Here is a 16,826-nt window from a genome sequence, read left to right on the forward strand (position 1 = left end):
CGGTTGCTTATAACTTCATATTGCCCTAGTTCACATTCCCTCAAGAGAGATGAGTGACACCATGAAATTACACACCCCAACCAAGAAGTTGGTGGCAGTGCTCTCTGCCTCAGCCTTGGCACTCGCTGCCTGCGGGGACGATGGCTCTGGATCCGTGTCCACTACGGATGGAGCTGGGGTCCCGGACGCCGACTTCAATGAGCAAGACCGCGACAATCTCAAGGACGGCGGTACTCTGACCACCGCTATCGGCGAGATCTCCGAGCAGCAAAACCCCTTCCACGCAGACGGCACGTTGTACTCCACCATTATGTGGTCCTGGTACAACCCGATGACCGTCCACTACTCTCCTGAGGGCGAGTGGTCGACCGACCCGAACTACATCCTCGACGTGAAGGAAGAGGAAGAGGACGGCAAGACCAAACTCACCTATGAGATCAACGAGGACGCCACCTTCAACGATGGCACCCCGATTGACTGGCGCGCGTGGGAAACCACGTGGAAGATCAATGATGGCAAGGACGAGTCCTACACTCCCAGCTCTACTGATGGATACGAGCAGATCACATCGGTGGAAAAGGGCGAGACCGATAAGGAAGCGGTGGTGACCTTCGCAGGCACCTACCCTTGGTGGCAAGGCCTGTTCAACTTCATCGCTCACCCCGAGCTGGCAAACCCAGATAACTACAACTCCTATCTGAAGGAAGTGCACCCTGAGTGGGGCGCCGGCCCGTTCAAGATTGAAGATGTGGACTTCCAGAACGGAACTGCCACCTTCGTACGCAACGAGAAGTGGTGGGGTGACACCGCGAAGCTCGACAAGCGTGTTTTCCGCCAGATGGAGTCCCAGGCAGCGATCAACGCCTTTAAGAATGGCGAGATCGACGCGGTCAGTGCCAGCTCCCGCTCTGACTATGCGGCAGTGAAGGATCTCGCCGACACCGAGATCTATGTGGGACGCGCCCCCAAGAACACCCTCTTCTTGCTCAACGGCGAGTCGGATATCCTCAAGGACATCAAGGTACGTGAAGCCTTTGCTAAGGGCCTGGATCGCGAACAGCTCGCGGATATCTGGTACCAGGGTCTGCCCGCGAAGCTGGAGAACCCCGGCTCCTTCGTCTTCTACCCCTTCCAAAACGACTACGAAGATAACTTCGAGGCTGTCGCCGGCTACCACCCCGAGGAAGCTAAGCAAATCTTGGACGAGGCTGGCTGGACCGAGGGCGCCGACGGTATCCGCGAGAAGGATGGCGAGAAACTGACTCTGCGCTACGTGCTCGTGGGCGAGTCTGACCTCGTGAAGTCCTCCGCGCAGGCTACCCAGCAGATGCTGAAGAATATCGGTATCGACATCTCGATCGACGTCCGTCCGAGCTCTGAGTTCTCCAAGACCCTGCAGAGCAAGAACTACGACATCTTCCCGATGGGCTTTAGCTCGAGCGATCCTTATGGTGTGGCGTACTTCGGCCAGACCTACCGCTCTGACTCTCAGCTGAACCGTTCCAACACCGGCACCCCGGAGCTGGACGAGAAGATCGCGGAGCTGCAGAAGCTGCCGACCCGCGAAGAGCAGATCAAGCGAAGCAATGAGCTGGAGAAGGAAGCACTTGCCCTTTATGGCATCCTTCCGATCAACACCGCTCTCGGTGTCTCCGCCGTCAAGAGCGGCCTGGCCAACGTTGGCCCCATGGCCTTCGGTGATGTGCCGATCGAGAACATCGGCTGGGTCAAGGAGTAACCCACCCAGTCACTGACCTAGGTTGTGCGTAACAGCGCCGAGCACCAGCTGCTCGGCGCTGTTACTTATTGCAATGGAGACAGTCGGCCCGTGCCGGATCGGAGGGAGTGAGAATGGGACGTGCTCGTGGCGTCGATAAGCTTCTGCTTGCGTATGACGCCGCGTCAACCTCGATGCTGATAGTCGGGCGCACGCATCAGCGGCGCGCTGTGAAGATCAAGGAAAGGACGCCTGCAGATGGACGAGTTCACAATCGGTGATGTCGCCGAGCTTCTGGGGGTGAGTACGCGCACGCTGCGCTATTGGGACCAGATTGGGCTGCTTAGCCCCGCCCAGCGCACGTGGGCCGATCATCGTCTCTACACCCTGGGCGATGTGCACCGCGGCATGGCGGTCCTGATTTTTCGTGCCACTGGCATGTCTTTGCAGGCAGTGGCGGAGATTATGGACGATCCTTCCGCAGTGTGTTCTTCTTTGCGAGCGCAACGACGCCATCTCGCCGCCGATGCAGCCCAGCTGCGCGCTCGAGTGCGCGCGGTGGACAACCTAGTGGACTATTTCGTCGAGGAGGACTCAATGTCTGACACACATTCCAACCCCACTACCCGCCTGGCGCGAGACGCCGCTGCCTGGAAAGCCGAGTGGGAGCGCCATCAGGATGAAGCGGAGCAGCGCTGGTCCCACACCCCAGAATGGTCGGCCAGCCGCGCCGCTGTCGAGAGCATGGATGAGGCCGGCTGGGCGCACATGAAAAAGAGCATGGACGGCTTTGTCGAGGATCTCGTGGCGGCAGCGGAGGCGGAGGTGAGCCCGAGCTCGCCTGCAGCGGCTGCACTGGTAGATCGTCATGCTGAGCTCATCAGCCACTACTACGAGTGCACCCTAGCCAAGCAGGTGCTGCTCGCCCGCATGTACGAAGCTGATGAGCGCTTCGCCTCCTACTATCGCGGCGCCGCGCCCTTCCTGCGGGCATGCGTGGAGCAGCAGGCGACCCAGCGCGGCATTGATATCGACGCGGTGGAGTGGGAGGATACGCCTCAACCCGACGCCGAGGTATAAGCCTGCAAAGAAAAATCTCCCGCGGTATCAGTAGTAGATACCGCGGGAGATTATTTAGAGAGGGAACGACGGGAATCGAACCCGCGTCTTCAGCTTGGAAGGCTGAGGTATTAGCCACTATACGACGTTCCCTTGGTGCTGGGTTATGTTAGCGCATGGATTCCGCACAACGCAAAAAGGGGTGTTTCTTAGTTACCAGACAGAACGAGCGCACTCTGCGTATGCTGGGGGTATGCGCCCCAAAATCATTGATGAAGATACTGGACATGAATTGTGGACTGCGTCTGAATGTGCGGACTACTCCGGCACAGCCCGTGGCACGTTCACCAGTTATGCCACCCGAGGCCGCGCCCCCAAGCCGGTAACGAAGCTCCACGGCCTCACCCTCTGGGATTCCACCGTGGTGCGCGAGTGGGTCGCGGAAAGGTCCGGCTCCTCCAACTAGCCGAAGCGGCACCGCTGGCTGCACTGCCGGCACACCCACGGGAACCTCTGAGCCGTTTCCGTCGTTTTCTCCAGTGAACCCTTGTTCAAGGATGCTCTCTGCAGAAAGATTAGGTGAAAACCCAGTGTCAGCTTGGATTTTAATTGCGGTGTCGATTGTCCTCGTTGTGTTTCTCATCAACCGCGTGCAGCAAGGCCAGAACCAGAAGCTCACGCAAACGGACATGGATGATGCCGTGGCAGATGCGCGGCGCTGGATCGAAAGACTCGGCTCCCAAGTGCTGTCGCTGACTGGCTCGGACGCCGCCTCTACCCAGGCGTTGGCGGATGCCTCGGAGCGCTATAACGCCGCCAGTTCGCAGATCTCCACGGCGAATACCCCACAGCAGGCCCGCTTGGCCCGCGAATCTGCCTTGGAGGGCCTGCACTATGTCAATGCTGCCCGCGAGATCATGGATATGCCCGCAGGGCCAGAGTTGCCGCCGTTGGAGGGCCAGCGCGCCGCCGGTAAGGTGACCGAGCCGCGTACCATCCAGCATGAGAACAGCACTATTTCTGCCTCTCCGCACGCTAGCGCGGATACTCCTCACTATTACCCCGGCGGCACTGTCGCAGGCCGCCCCGTTCCAGCCGGGTGGTACTCCAGCGCGTGGTGGGGCCCTGCGCTTGCCACCGGCATGTGGACGGCCGGCTCCGTCATGATGTTCTCTGCCTTGTTCTCGGGGATGTCGGGAGTGCACTATGGCGCGGACCAGTTCGCGGATGGCACCGCGGACGGCAGCGACGACTTCGGTGACGCAGGCGACGCGGGCGACGCCGGCGATATGGGAGACGGCGCCGGTATGGGCGATGACGGCGGCTTCTTCGACGGCGGCGATGGGGGCCTCTTCGACGGCGGCGGCTTCGATTTTGATTTCTAGGCCCAGCGCCGCGCCACAGCCCTACTAAGCAGAACAACCCCGAGCATCACGCTCGGGGTTGTTCTGTGTCTTTAGGCCTCGTCTTTATGCCTCGGGGGCCACGCCGGTCTTTTCGTAGTCGGCGATGATATCGATACGCCGCTGGTGGCGATCCTCTTGGGACCATTCCTGATCGAGGAAGGCATCCACGATAGACAGGGCCTCCTCCTCGGTGTGCATACGGCCGCCGAGGCCGATGAGCTGGGCGTTATTGTGCTCGCGGGCCAAGCGGGCGGTCTCCACAGACCACGCCAGCGCGCAGCGCGCGCCCGGCACCTTATTGGCGGCGATCTGCTCGCCATTACCGGAACCACCGAGGACGATGCCGAGCGAACCCGGATCGTTCACGGTGCGCTGTGCCGCCTCGATACAGAAGGCGGGATAATCGTCAGCCGCATCGTAGGTGTGAGCACCACAGTCGATCACCTCGTGCCCCTTGGACTCGAGGTGGCTTGCAATAATGTTCTTCATGTCGAACCCAGCATGGTCCGCTCCGAGATAAACGCGCATGGCGTTCAGTGTAGACGAAAAGCGAGGTCCTCAGCCGTGAAGAAAACTCTGGCAACGCTCTGTGCCGCCCTTGTGCTCGGAGGATGTGCCACCGATACAGAGGTAGAGCGCCTCTCCACCCCCTCGACGCCCAGCTCTTCCACTACCGAGAGCACCATAGAGAGCGCACCGGCGACCACAGAAAGCACGCCAGAGTCCACCACAGCTGGCGAGCTGCCCGCCACGGCTGTCGCGGCTGCAGCGCTGCTGGATGAGCTAGAGGTTAAGGGCCGCGCCCCCACTACCGGCTATAGCCGCGAGGAGTTTGGCCAGCGTTGGAGTGATGATGTGACTGTGGAGTATGGCCACAATGGCTGCGATACCCGCAACGATATTCTGCGCCGCGACCTGGTGGAGATCACTCTCAAACCGAATACCCGAGATTGCGTGGTACTACAGGGGCAGTTGTTGGATCCCTACACCGGCGAGTGGATGGATTTCGAGCGGGGCGAGCGCTCCTCCGAGATCCAGATCGATCACGTCGTGGCGCTGTCGAATGCGTGGCAGACCGGGGCGCAGCAGCTTAGTCCGGAGAGCCGGCGTAACTTTGCCAATGATCCCCGTAACCTGCTGGCTGTGAGCGGGTGGCAAAACCAGCAAAAAGGGGCTGGGGATGCTGCGACGTGGCTGCCGAAGAACTCCTCATTCCGTTGTTCTTATGTGCGCTCCCAGATCGAGGTCAAACACGCCTATGCGCTGTGGGTGACCCCGCCGGAGAAAGCAGCGATGGAGCGCATTCTCCGGCAGTGCCCTGCCAGCGATACACACCCCACATCTACTGAGCCGCCACAGTCTGCCACCCCACCGGCGCAGGACACTGCGCCGGCCCCAGCGCCCGATCCCACACAGGTTCCCGCCGCCCCGGCCGGTGCGACGGAGTATGTGCGTAACTGTGCAGAGGCGCGGGCGCGCGGTATGGCACCGCTGCTACGCGGCGAACCTGGGTATCGCTCGGGCCTCGATGGCGATAATGACGGCATTGCCTGCGAATAACAGCCGCTTTATGAGCAGGGGCGGGACGTGTCTCAGACAGGGCCGCAGTCCTGTTGTCGTGGGGTTTCTTCCCGCTGCATACGGTGGGTAGTGTTGAGAGAGAACACATCATGTGCCGCTATGAGCAGCACAGAGGACGCAGGGAGGATTCATGTTGGCGAGCGCACACGGCCCCAGCGGGGTGCACCATGATCTGTCCTCGATGCACAATCCCGCGCATAGCCTCCCCGCCACTCAGAGTGTGCCGAGTTTTCTCGCAGACGAAAACACCCAGTTTCCCCGCGCGGCGGAGCTACGGGCTGCCGCCGAGCCGGAAGCGGACCACTCCCCCAGCCCGGCGCCCGCCGCTGCGGATAGTACCGCTGCTGGAGACGATGAGGCCCGCCCGTGGTGGCGAACCATGGCCGGCATTATCGGCATCTTCATCGTGATTAATCTGATCGCCTTAGGCTTTGGCTCGCTGTTCTTCTAAGCGCGCCGCCTACGCGCGCCCACCGCGATCGTCGAGCTGCGGCCCTTCGGTGCGGGAACGCTTGAGCTCAAAGAAGTAGGGATAGCCGGCGAGCGTGCAGGAGGCGTCGAATAGCTGTCCTGCTTCTTCGCCGCGCGGCACTCGGGTGAGCACCGGGCCGAAGAAGGCGACATCTCCGAGTTCGATGACGGGGGTGCCCACCTCCTCGCCCACCTTGTCCATGGCGCGCTGCTGATAGGCGCGGAGGGCATCATCATTGCTGTCGGTGTGGCCGGCGTCGAGCAGCTCAGCCGGAAGCCCCACCTCGGCGAGGGACGCTGCGATCACCTCGTCGGCGGCATGGTAGCCGCGAACGGTGATCTCCCCACCGTGGTGAATGCGAGTGCCCATGGCGGTGTAGAGCGCGTCGAGTTTCTCTGGGTGCTGCTCTGCCACGGCGACGAAGACGCGCGCAGGCGCCCAGGTGGCCTTCATCATCTCCTTATAGGCCGCGGGCAGCTCATCGCGGCCCTCATTGAGTACCGCCAAGCTCATGGGCTGCCAGTTGACGCTGATATCGCGGACCTGCTCGACCTCCTTGATCCAGCGGGAGGTGATCCAGCAGAAGGGACAGGTGACATCGAAATAGAAAGTAATAGAGCGCTTATCGTTCATGCCCGCCCATGCTAATGCACAACGCGCCACCGGCTCTGCGTAGCGCCCATGCAACACCCACACACCCCGCCGGCAACGCGACCTGCGTCACGCTACTACTGTGGTGCGCATGACAAGTGTGAACCTAACCAGAGATGAAGCGCGCGCCCGCGCGGCCATGCTAGAGACCGAGCACTATGACATCGCCCTCGATCTGACCACCTCCGACGAGACCTTCCGCTCCACCACCACAGTGCACTTCACGGTGAAGGAGGCGGGTGATACCTTCATCGATCTCCGCGACGCCCACATCCATTCCGCGTCCCTGGATGGCGAGGACTTCACACCGGAGTATTCCTCCGAGCACGGGCTCCAGCTGAAGCAGCTGAGCGTCGGCGAGCACACCCTCGTGGTCGATGCCGACTGCACCTACTCTCATTCCGGCCAGGGCCTGCACCGCTATGTGGACCCGGCCGATGACAAGGTGTACCTGTACTCCCAGTTCGAGACCGCCGATGCCAAGCGGGTCTATGCCTGCTTCGACCAGCCCGATCTCAAGGCCACCTATCGCCTCAGCGCCGTCACCCCGCAGGACTGGATTGTGATCACCAATGGGGAGACCACCTGCACCGAGTCCGAAGGAAAGCGCGTACACACGGCGGACTTCCCCTATCCGATCTCCACCTATATCGCTGCGGTGTGTGCCGGCCCCTATCACGAGGTACGGGAGACCTGGACGGGCACGCTCACCCACCACTCGGAAACCCCAGCCGATCAGCCCACCGATCTGGAGATCCCGATGGGCCTGTACTGTCGCGCCTCGCTGGCAGACTCGCTGGATGCTGAGCGCATCTTCACCGAGACCCGGCAGGGCTTCGATTTCTACCACCGCAACTTCGGCGTCGCCTACCCCTTTGGCAAGTACGACCAAGTGTTCGTCCCCGAGTTCAACATGGGCGCCATGGAAAACGCCGGCTGCGTGACCCACCGCGACGAGTACGTTTTTGACTCCCAGGTGACGCACTACATGTACGAGCGCCGCGCCGATACCATCCTGCACGAGATGGCCCACATGTGGTTCGGCGATCTCGTGACCATGGAATGGTGGGACGATCTGTGGCTCAACGAGTCCTTCGCTACTTGGGCCGCGGCGATCTCCCAGGCTGAGGAGACCCGCTATGACACGGCGTGGACCACCTTCGCATTTGTGGAGAAGTCCTGGGCCTATAACCAGGACCAGCTGCCCTCGACGCACCCGATCTCTACGGATGCCTCCGATATTGAGACCGTGGAGCAGAACTTCGACGGCATTACCTACGCCAAGGGCGCCTCGGTGCTGAAGCAGCTGCAGGCCTATGTGGGGCGTGAGGAGTTCTTCGCCGGAGTGCGCCGCCACTTCGCGCGCCATGCTTTCGGCAATGCCACCTTCGATGATCTGCTCGCCTCTTTGGAGGAGGCCTCGGGACGCGATCTGTCGGATTGGTCCAGCCAGTGGTTGAAGACCACCGGCATCAACTCGTTCTCGGTGGAGTCCACGAGCAGCGATGGCGTCTACGATTCCTTTGCCATCGTGCAGTCCGGAGCCACCCCCGGCGCTGGCGAGACCCGCACTCACCGCCTTGCCGTGGGCCTCTATAGCCTCCAGGATTCCGCTGTGGTGCGCACCCAGCGCATTGAGCTGGATGTGGACGGCGAGCGCACCGAGGTGACGGATCTCATCGGCGCCCCGGAGGCAGATCTGGTGCTGGTCAATGACGATGATCTCACCTACTGCCTCTACGAAGCCGATGAGCAGAGCTTGGCTTTCATTGGCGAACATATCGACGCCATCGAGGATTCCATGGCGCGGGCACTGTGCTGGTCGGCCGCCAGCCAGGCCACGCGCGATGGTCGTATGCCGGCCCGCGACTTCCTCGCACTGGTGCAGCGCGGTATCACCTCCGAGACCGAGTTGGCCGTGCTGGAGCGCATCTTGCTGCAGGCTCGCATCACCCTGCGCTCCTACGCCGATCCGGAGTGGGCAGAGCAGGAAGGCAAGCAGGCCTTTGCCCGTACGCTTTTCGACGCCCTCTCGCAGCCCCACGACCTCGCCGCCGGCACCGATGCCCAGCTACCCTTCTTCAAGGCGCTGGCCCAGGTGGAATTCGGGGAGAACGAAGCCGCATTCTTCCGCTCCATCCTCGAGGGCACGTGCACGGTGCCGGAGCTGGAGGTGGATAGCAATATCCGCTGGAGCGCCCTGACCGCCCTGATCGCCCGCGGCGATATCGCCGACCCTGAGGCCGCCATCGCCGCAGAGCGCGAGCGCGATGCCACCGGCTCGGGCCAGAAGTCGGCGTGGCGGGCCGCAGCGGCCATCAATACCGCGGAGAACAAGGCCCAGGTATACGAGCGCCTCAGCACCGCAGCCGGCGAGATCTCGAACCTCGAGCTGCGCCACACTCTCGAAGGCTTGCTCTTTGCGGGCTCGACGCCGAACCTGGAGCAGTTCAACGAGCGTTTCGTTGAGCTCGCCCCGCAGCTGTGGGCCGATCTGCCGAATGAGACTGCCCAGCCGCTTCTCGAGGGCATCTACCCCAGCTGGGATATCAGCGCCGCGGGCATCGAGCGCTCCACACAGCTATTGGATGCGGATATTCCGAGCGCTTTGGCCCGCTTGGTGGCAGAAAACGTCGATGCGCAGCAGCGGGCATTGCGTAACCGCGAGGTTGATGCCCGCGCTGGAGAGCAGCGATAAAACCCGCCAATCTTAGGCGCCACTAAGCAGAGGGTGGCCAATATCTCCCAGCTCAGGGGCCGTTTCTGTTGGCGCGGTCCGGCTGTGCTGTCTTAATCTGGAAGGTGCCTGTGCTTTCCGGGCGCTGACGCTGCTCGGAGGGCACGATCGCCGAAGATGAGAGGGAGCTCAGCACTGTGAAGCATCGCATGCCGGTTGTGCGCACGGTCCGCCATGACATCAACCAGAAGCCGTTCATTGTTATCTGGGAGGTCACCCGTGCCTGCGCTTTGGTGTGCAAGCATTGCCGCGCCGATGCCCAGCATCACGCCGCTCCTGGCCAGCTCACCACAGCCGAGGGCAAGGCACTGCTGGAACGCCTCGCCGCGTATGAGCATCCCCGTCCTCTAGTGGTGCTCACCGGCGGGGATCCTTTTGAGCGCGATGATCTGGTCGAGCTCACCGCCTATGGCACCTCCTTGGGGCTGAGTATCTCGCTCTCGCCCTCGGTCACCCCGAAGCTCACCCGCGAGCGTATTAGCGCGCTGCGCGAGGCGGGCGGCAAGGCCATGTCCATGTCGCTCGATGGCGCCTTCCCAGAGACGCATGACGCCTTCCGTGGCTTCTCCGGCACTTTCGAAAAAACCGTCGAGATGGCCCCCATCATTAATGAGCTGGGCTATCGCTTGCAGATTAATTCCACGCTCACGAAGTCCAATATTCACGAGGCCCCGCACCTGCTCAAGCGGGTGATCGATATGGGGGCGAAGATGTGGTACGTCTTTTTCCTCGTGCCCACTGGCCGCGGCGCCGCGCTGAACTCCCTCTCGCCCCAGGAGCGCGAAGACGCCCTGCACTGGCTGCATGATGTGTCTAATCGCATCGCCATTAAGACCACAGAGGCGCCGCAGTATCGGCGCGTGGTGCTGCAGGCCCAGCAGGCGAAAGAAGAGGGAGGCCCCGGCTATGAGGGCGGCCCGTTGTATCGCGAGCTCACCGAGCTCACCACCGAGATTCTTGGCGAGCACCCCGCTGCCCCGCGTCGTCCCCGCGCCCCGATGGCGGTGAACTCCGGCTCTGGTTTCGCTTTCGTGGACCATGTGGGCGATGTGTACCCAAGCGGATTTTTGCCCATGCACTGCGGCAATGTGAAAGAGCGCGATTTCCACGATATTTACGCCAACTCAGAAGCGTTTCAGGCATTGCGCGATCCCGACCACTGGCACGGCAAGTGCTCGGTCTGTGATTTCCACTCGGTCTGCGGCGGCTCGCGTTCTACCGCCTATGCGCTCACCGGTGACTACCGCGCCTCCGACCCCACCTGTGCCTATATTCCGCCGGCGTGGGCGGAGGAGCATCCGCACGATTGCGGCGTGGATCGGGCAGCGCTGGAAAAACTCATCGGCGCCGAGGCACTACGCAGCTACTCCCCTGCCCACGATACGGAGGCCACCGCAACGCTCGCAGCGCCCGCAATGCCCTGAGAATGGGAGAGATCTTTCTCACAGCACACCTGAGACTACATTAAAGACATCCCATGTCTCATGGGGCTATGGACTTCCTTTATGAGGAAGTCCTAAAAAAGTCACTTTTCGGTCACTAATGGGGTCATTGTGCATTGGTCATGCTTCGTACTCTCCCGCTACAAATAGTTTCCACTAGGGTTGCCCATCCCGGGCGACCCCCGTGCCCGGAAAGGACACCATGAAGACACTCTCGCAGCGCCCGCTTTTGGCTAGCTTCGGCGTTGTTGTCATTGCCCTTCTCAGCCTCTACTTGGGAAGTGTTGTGACTGGTAAACCCGCAATTAACACCGGTCCAGCCCTCTTAGCTTATGTTATTCCGCTCATCGTGGCCTGCGCCGGTCTAAGGTGGCTGAAACTCGGCAACCTCATCTCCCCAGCTGGGTTCCGCCTCACGGATTTACTGCGATTTGGCTGGCCGCTGCTTGCCGTATCGACCATGTTTTTCGCGGTGAATACCCTCTTCGGAGAGGAACCCTCCGCACAGCAAAGCGAGGGCGCGACGAAGCGGCTGATGTTTTTAGTACTCATCATGGCTGCTACAGCCTTCTTCGAAGAAGTCATCTTCCGCGGCATCATCCTGCAGATTCTTCTCAACGGCGCCACACTCTCCCCTACCCGTTCTGTCGTACTCACCGCTGTAGTCTTCTCCCTCATCCACTTTGCCAACTTGACTCGGACTCCCGAGATGATCATCGGCACCATCAGCCAGGTGTTCTACACCTTCGTGCTGGGGGTCTTCCTTGGCGCGCTGATGCTGCATACTCAAAACCTGTGGGTGCCTATCATCGGCCACTTAGTGTTCAATGTGCTTGGTAGCTTTACCAGCATTTACGTCCTGCCAGACACAAAGCTCGAGGATATTACGATCTTCGGCGCTATCCTGCAGCTCGTGCTGATCTCTCCCCTCCTCATTTACGGACTGCGCTGGTTGAAAAAAGCCAACAGCTAGCACCGATCAGCCACTGTGCGGAGCGCTACCCACTTGATTCTCAACCATCTGGTGTTCTGCGAACACCTCCCCTATGGTGGTTCGACGTGAATACAGAGATTACCTTCCCCGACTCTATGACCTTGCCCGCAGATACGCTCGTGCAGGCGGCGATGACGTCCACGGTGGATACCACTGTCGATACCCTCGGCTCGTGGTGGGATCAGCCCCTAGTGCAGGAGTGGCTGATCTCCAAGCCGATCCACATTGTCATCATTGTGATCGTGGCGATCGCCCTTAACTATTTCCTGCGCAAGCTCATTACTAAGGTATCCGAGAACGCTGCCGCCAGTGATAAGCGATCCAAGATCGGTTTTGGTGTCGCCCATAATGATCCCGTCGAGGAGGAAGAGGATCCGAAAAAGGCCGAGCTGCTGCGCCAACAGCTTGCCGCCCAGGATAAAGCCCGAGCGCAGCGTCGTGAAGCGCGCATGATGACTCTCGCCACGGTGGGGCGCTCGGCCGTGTCCATCGTGGTGTGGGTGTGGGCGGCGCTCGCGATCCTCGATGAGGTGGGCGTGAATGTGACCCCGCTGATCGCCTCCGCTGGTGTTGTGGGTGTGGCCCTCGGCTTCGGCGCCCAGGCACTGGTCAAGGACTTCCTCTCCGGCATCTTCATGATGATCGAGGACCAGTACGGCGTGGGCGATACCATCTCCGTCGGTGATGTCGCCGGCGATGTGGAGGATGTGTCGCTGCGTGTGACCACCGTGCGCGATGTGGACGGTGTGCTCTGGTTCGTGCGCAACGGCGAGATTCTCTCGGTGGGTAACTATTCCCAGGGCTACTCCATCGCGCGAATTGAAATCCCCGTGTCGCTGTCTGCAGATGTTGATGCCGCGCAAAAGACCATCTTCGACACTGTGCAGCGCTCTGCTGCCGCCGAGGAATACCGCGCCGATATTCTGGGCGATCCCGAGTTGGCGGGTATCTCCAAGTTCAATGTGGACCACATGGTGGTGCGCGTGAATATCAAGGTCATGCCTGCGCAGAAGTGGGCGGTGGAGCGTGCCATGACGGCCGAGATTATGAAGGCTATGAACGCCGCCGACATCCATGCCCCCTACCGCTTCGGTTATGGTTTCGGTGCACCTGGCGCTCCAGCGGGCCTCGAATAGTCACCTTGGCTCTACTCTCGCCGTGGCGTAGTGCCACGGTTTAGCAGAGAGTAGATATCCACAGCAGCAGGTCTTCATAGACCTGCTGCTTATTTGTTTCCTGCAGGATTTCGTGTCGCTTACCCGGGTACACCACGGCGCTGACGCGGTCGACTCCCGCGGCATCGTAGCGATTAGCCACTTGGGTGGCTCCGGTAGCCCCGCCCACAGGGTCCTTGGCCCCAGAGACCACCAGAATGGGCAAGTCGCGAGGGGTGGCGCTAAACGTGGCGCGAGTATTCACCCGCCTATGAGCACTGAGAAAATCGGCGAAGAATTGATTGGTGGGAACGAAGCCACACAGCGGATCCGCGCGATAGCTATCCACCACCGCAGGATCGGAACAGAGCCAGTCCACACTGGTGCGACGCTCGAAGCCCTTGTTATAGCCGGCAAAAACCAGGTTGTTGAGCAGGTGTGCCGTGCACCGCGGTTTCCGCTCGGCCAGGGCAGAGGCCAGCAGCAGACCTGGGGAGGCATAGCACGGCCACCGGCCAGTACCCACGAGAATCGCCCCCGCGAGGGGCTGATAGCCGCGGGTGAGGTAGTCACGGGTGGCGAAAGACCCCATGGAGTGGCCGAGCATAATCCACGGCACATCCGGGTAGGTGCGCTGGAAATGCGTGCGCACCAAGGAGATGTCCTCCACTACGCGCGACCAGCCATTCTCATCCGCGAAGTGGCCGAGCACGCCGCTGGTGACGGCCTCGGGTCCATGGCCGCGATGATCATGGGCCACGACCGCAATATCGTTGCTATTCAGAAACTGCGCCAGCTCATCGTAGCGGCCTGCGTGTTCGGCCATGCCATGCACGATCTGCACTACCTGGCGCGGCTTGTCCACCGGCCAGTGATAAGTGCGGGTTCTGATTCCATCGTGAGTGATCACACCGTTGATCATTGGGTTCTCTCGCCACACATCCTTGTTCTTCACACGTTCCGCGCTTCTCGACGCCGCCCTCGAGTGTTTAAGCCTAGCCGCAGCAGCACACGTGGTGCTGCTAGCGCGGCTTAAATCACGTAGTGCACATAGCGCTGCTCCTCCAAACGGGCGCGGAGCACCCGCCCGGGAATGGCGTGCACCAGCCTGCGGGTGAAATCGTCGGAGGGGTTCTCGAACACCTCGGCCACCGGCCCATAGTCCACCTGGCGTCCGCGTTGCATCACCGAGACCGTGGAGGAAATGGCGCGCACAACCGCCAGGTCGTGGGAAATAAAAACATAGGTCAGCCCCAGCTCCTCTTGGAGATCGTGCAAGGTTTCGAGAATCTGGGCCTGCACCGTCACATCGAGCGCGGAAACCGCCTCATCAAGCACGATGAGCTCGGGGCGCACCACGAGGGCACGGGCGATCGCGGCACGTTGCAGCTGCCCACCGGAGAGCTCCCGCGGTCGGCGGGACGCCAAGGCGGGATCGAGGTGCACCTTGCTGAATCCCTCCTCCACATGTTCCTGCAGCTCGCGGCGACGCCGCGAGTGTCCGAAGTTTCGCAGCGGCTCCGCTACCGACTCACCTAAGCTCAACCGCGGGTCGAAGGAGGAGTAGGGGTTTTGATAGACCAGTTGGACGCGGCGGCGCAGCGAGCGCACCTGCGCCGGCGAGGCATCGCTGAGCGAGGTATCCCCGAGGAGCACCCGGCCAGCAGAGGGAGTGTGGAACATGGAGATAATGCGCCCGATCGTGGTCTTTCCCGAGCCCGACTCGCCCACCAGCCCGTGCGTGGTACCGCGGCCAACCTCGAAGGAGACATCGTCCACGGCAGTCACCCCCGGAAAGCTCTTCGAGAGCCGCTCCACACTCAGCAAAGGGGCGTTCTCTGCCGGCTCTACTGCCGCTGGCATGGTCGGGCTATTCAACGAGGGCGCATGGGAGATGAGTCTCTGGGTGTAGTCCTCCCGCGGGGCACCCATCACTCGCGCGGAGGTGCCGGACTCGACCACCTGTCCCTTATTCATCACCATGATGCGATCCGCGCGATCGCCCGCCACCGCGAGATCGTGGGTAATGAGCAGCACGCCGGCCTCGAGCTCGCGGGTCATTTCGGCCAGCACATCGAGCACCACATCCTGCACCGTTACATCCAGCGCCGAGGTGGGTTCGTCGGCGATGATGAGCTCCGGTTCGCCGGCGATGGCGGCGGCGATGAGCGCGCGCTGGCGCAACCCACCCGAGAGCTCGTGCGGGTATTGGCCATAGCGCAGCTCGGGTCGATCCACCCCCACCTTGTCCAAGAGCTCCACCACCCGCTGCCGAGTGGCGCCGCGCGGATTATGAATGGCGATCGCCTCGGCGATCGTTTCGCCGATGGTGTGGACCGGGTTGAAGGAATTAGTGGGATCCTGCGGTACCAATCCGATGCGCCGGCCGCGGATGGTGCGGAGAAAACGCTCGTCACGTCCCACGAGTTCTTCCCCGCAGAGCGTGATCGAGCCATGGGTGATGCGGGCGTTATCCCCTAAAAGCCCCACGATGGCCTGCGCCGTGGTGGTTTTACCAGAGCCGGACTCACCCACGATGGCCAGGGTTTCGCCAGCTTGGAGGGTGGCGTCGATAAGCGAAATGGCGGGAGTGTTCCCATAGGAGACGCTGAGGCCATCGATGGAAAGAAGCGGAGTATCAGACATCTAGATCGCAACCTTTCTGTGCACGAGTCGGCTGAGCCGGGTGACGGCGAGCACCGTGAACACCACGATGAGGCCAGGAAGGACGGTGAGCCACCACGCGGTGACCACATAGTCGCGGCCATCGGCGACGAGCAGACCCCACTCGGGTGTGGGTGGGGTGGCGCCATAACCGAGGAAGCCCAGGGTGGAGATTTGGAGGATGGCGCTGCCGAATTGCAGCGCCGCCAGGGCGATCACAGGGGTGAGCGAGTTGGGCAGAACATGCCGGAGCAAGACGCGGGGAAAATTTGCCCCCGCCCCGAAGGCCGCCTCCACATAGTCGGCCTGCATCACGCTCAGCACCTGGGAACGGGCGAGGCGGGCAAACATGGCCACGGTGGTCACGCCCACCGCGATCGAGGCGTTGATCGTGCCGAAGCCCACGATAATGATGATGGACAGGCTCAACAGCAGAGCTGGGATGGCCAGCAGCACATCCACCACACGCATGAGCACGGTTTCGACCCAGCCGCCGCGGGCGCCGGCGAGCACGCCGATGGCGGTGCCGACGATCACGCCCACGAGCACGGCGATCAACGCTCCCGCTAGGGAATGACGGGCGCCGTAGACCACGCGGGCGTAGACATCACGGCCGGTGGCGTCGGTGCCAAACCAGTGCTCCGCCGATGGCGGCTGCAGCGACTGCGGGGTTACTGCCAGCGGGTCGGCCTGAGCGAAGATCCCCGGCAGGGCGGCCCAACTGATCATGAGCAGGAGAAAAATACCGGCAAGGGCCGTGCTGAGCGTGCTCGCACCGCGGGCCACGACACGGGCCACGTCGGCGGTGGACGAGGACTGGCGAGGGGCAGCGGTTGAATCGGCTACGGGGTGCTGTGCGGTGATCGTCGTCATCGTGTCTCCTCTTCGGTCGCGGGGGCGGTGCCGGCCGCGACGGTGGCGGGGGCTGCGAGGGGCTCGGCGGCGGGGC

At 61.8% G+C, this 16,826-nt stretch carries 15 protein-coding genes and 1 tRNA gene; 10 read left to right on the top strand and 6 right to left on the bottom strand.

Features of this window, described 5'->3' with window-relative positions:
- The first annotated feature begins 61 nt into the window (after positions 1-61).
- Both GBB11_RS06915 and GBB11_RS06920 read left to right on the top strand, forming a co-directional pair.
- On the top strand, positions 62-1,738 hold the full coding sequence (locus GBB11_RS06915) for an ABC transporter family substrate-binding protein (RefSeq protein ID WP_151549338.1): 1,677 nt from the start codon (positions 62-64) through the stop codon (positions 1,736-1,738).
- A gap of 237 nt (positions 1,739-1,975) precedes the next feature.
- Entirely contained in the window at positions 1,976-2,797 is an 822-nt protein-coding gene (locus tag GBB11_RS06920) for a MerR family transcriptional regulator (RefSeq protein WP_151549339.1), read from the top strand.
- 60 nt (positions 2,798-2,857) lie between these two features.
- On the opposite strand, the gene GBB11_RS06925 is transcribed toward GBB11_RS06920, so the two are convergent.
- Positions 2,858-2,929, bottom strand: a tRNA-Gly gene (locus GBB11_RS06925).
- A 100-nt stretch (positions 2,930-3,029) separates the two neighbouring features.
- Between GBB11_RS06925 and GBB11_RS06930 the strand changes: the two genes are divergently transcribed.
- Positions 3,030-3,242 carry an AlpA family transcriptional regulator gene (locus GBB11_RS06930; protein WP_151529096.1) on the top strand — a complete coding sequence of 71 codons (213 nt, stop codon included), beginning with the start codon at positions 3,030-3,032 and terminating at the stop codon, positions 3,240-3,242.
- Positions 3,243-3,366: 124 nt separating this feature from the next.
- Positions 3,367-4,161 carry a DUF1542 domain-containing protein gene (locus GBB11_RS06935; protein WP_151549340.1) on the top strand — a complete coding sequence of 265 codons (795 nt, stop codon included), beginning with the start codon at positions 3,367-3,369 and terminating at the stop codon, positions 4,159-4,161.
- Positions 4,162-4,245: 84 nt separating this feature from the next.
- Here the strand turns inward: GBB11_RS06935 and GBB11_RS06940 are convergent, their stop codons facing one another.
- Complete coding sequence (locus GBB11_RS06940; protein ID WP_151529094.1) at positions 4,246-4,710, bottom strand: ribose-5-phosphate isomerase; 465 nt, start codon at positions 4,708-4,710, stop codon at positions 4,246-4,248.
- 36 nt (positions 4,711-4,746) lie between these two features.
- Between GBB11_RS06940 and GBB11_RS06945 the strand changes: the two genes are divergently transcribed.
- Positions 4,747-5,742, top strand: coding sequence for a DUF1524 domain-containing protein (locus GBB11_RS06945; RefSeq protein ID WP_225979149.1), 996 nt, complete (start codon positions 4,747-4,749; stop codon positions 5,740-5,742).
- A gap of 151 nt (positions 5,743-5,893) precedes the next feature.
- Positions 5,894-6,214, top strand: coding sequence for a hypothetical protein (locus GBB11_RS06950; RefSeq protein ID WP_151549342.1), 321 nt, complete (start codon positions 5,894-5,896; stop codon positions 6,212-6,214).
- Between the two features lie 9 nt (positions 6,215-6,223).
- On the opposite strand, the gene GBB11_RS06955 is transcribed toward GBB11_RS06950, so the two are convergent.
- Complete coding sequence (locus tag GBB11_RS06955) at positions 6,224-6,868, bottom strand: DsbA family protein (RefSeq protein WP_151549343.1); 645 nt, start codon at positions 6,866-6,868, stop codon at positions 6,224-6,226.
- Between the two features lie 109 nt (positions 6,869-6,977).
- Here GBB11_RS06955 and pepN point away from each other — a divergent pair, with 109 nt between their 5' ends.
- The 4 genes from pepN to GBB11_RS06975 all read left to right on the top strand — a co-directional run bounded on the left by pepN (position 6,978) and on the right by GBB11_RS06975 (position 13,195).
- Entirely contained in the window at positions 6,978-9,584 is a 2,607-nt protein-coding gene (pepN, locus tag GBB11_RS06960) for an aminopeptidase N (RefSeq protein WP_151549344.1), read from the top strand.
- Positions 9,585-9,772: 188 nt separating this feature from the next.
- Positions 9,773-11,047, top strand: coding sequence for a TIGR04053 family radical SAM/SPASM domain-containing protein (locus tag GBB11_RS06965; protein WP_151549370.1), 1,275 nt, complete (start codon positions 9,773-9,775; stop codon positions 11,045-11,047).
- A 220-nt stretch (positions 11,048-11,267) separates the two neighbouring features.
- The gene (locus GBB11_RS06970; RefSeq protein ID WP_151549345.1) at positions 11,268-12,038 is read left to right on the top strand and encodes a CPBP family intramembrane glutamic endopeptidase; all 771 of its coding nucleotides are present in this window, start codon (positions 11,268-11,270) and stop codon (positions 12,036-12,038) included.
- 86 nt (positions 12,039-12,124) lie between these two features.
- Positions 12,125-13,195: a mechanosensitive ion channel family protein gene (locus GBB11_RS06975; protein WP_225979151.1), complete on the top strand. Its 1,071-nt coding sequence runs from the start codon at positions 12,125-12,127 to the stop codon at positions 13,193-13,195.
- Positions 13,196-13,235: 40 nt separating this feature from the next.
- On the opposite strand, the gene GBB11_RS06980 is transcribed toward GBB11_RS06975, so the two are convergent.
- The 3 genes from GBB11_RS06980 to GBB11_RS06990 all read right to left on the bottom strand — a co-directional run bounded on the left by GBB11_RS06980 (position 13,236) and on the right by GBB11_RS06990 (position 16,750).
- Entirely contained in the window at positions 13,236-14,168 is a 933-nt protein-coding gene (locus GBB11_RS06980; protein ID WP_151549346.1) for an alpha/beta hydrolase, read from the bottom strand.
- Between the two features lie 77 nt (positions 14,169-14,245).
- The gene (locus GBB11_RS06985) at positions 14,246-15,859 is read right to left on the bottom strand and encodes an ABC transporter ATP-binding protein (RefSeq protein ID WP_151549347.1); all 1,614 of its coding nucleotides are present in this window, start codon (positions 15,857-15,859) and stop codon (positions 14,246-14,248) included.
- A complete protein-coding gene (locus GBB11_RS06990) occupies positions 15,860-16,750 on the bottom strand; it encodes an ABC transporter permease (RefSeq protein WP_151549348.1) in 891 nt (296 codons plus the stop codon).
- Positions 16,751-16,826 lie beyond the last annotated feature (76 nt).

This window comes from Corynebacterium sp. 74A, assembly GCF_008930665.1.
GTDB classification, from domain to species: domain Bacteria; phylum Actinomycetota; class Actinomycetes; order Mycobacteriales; family Mycobacteriaceae; genus Corynebacterium; species Corynebacterium megadyptis.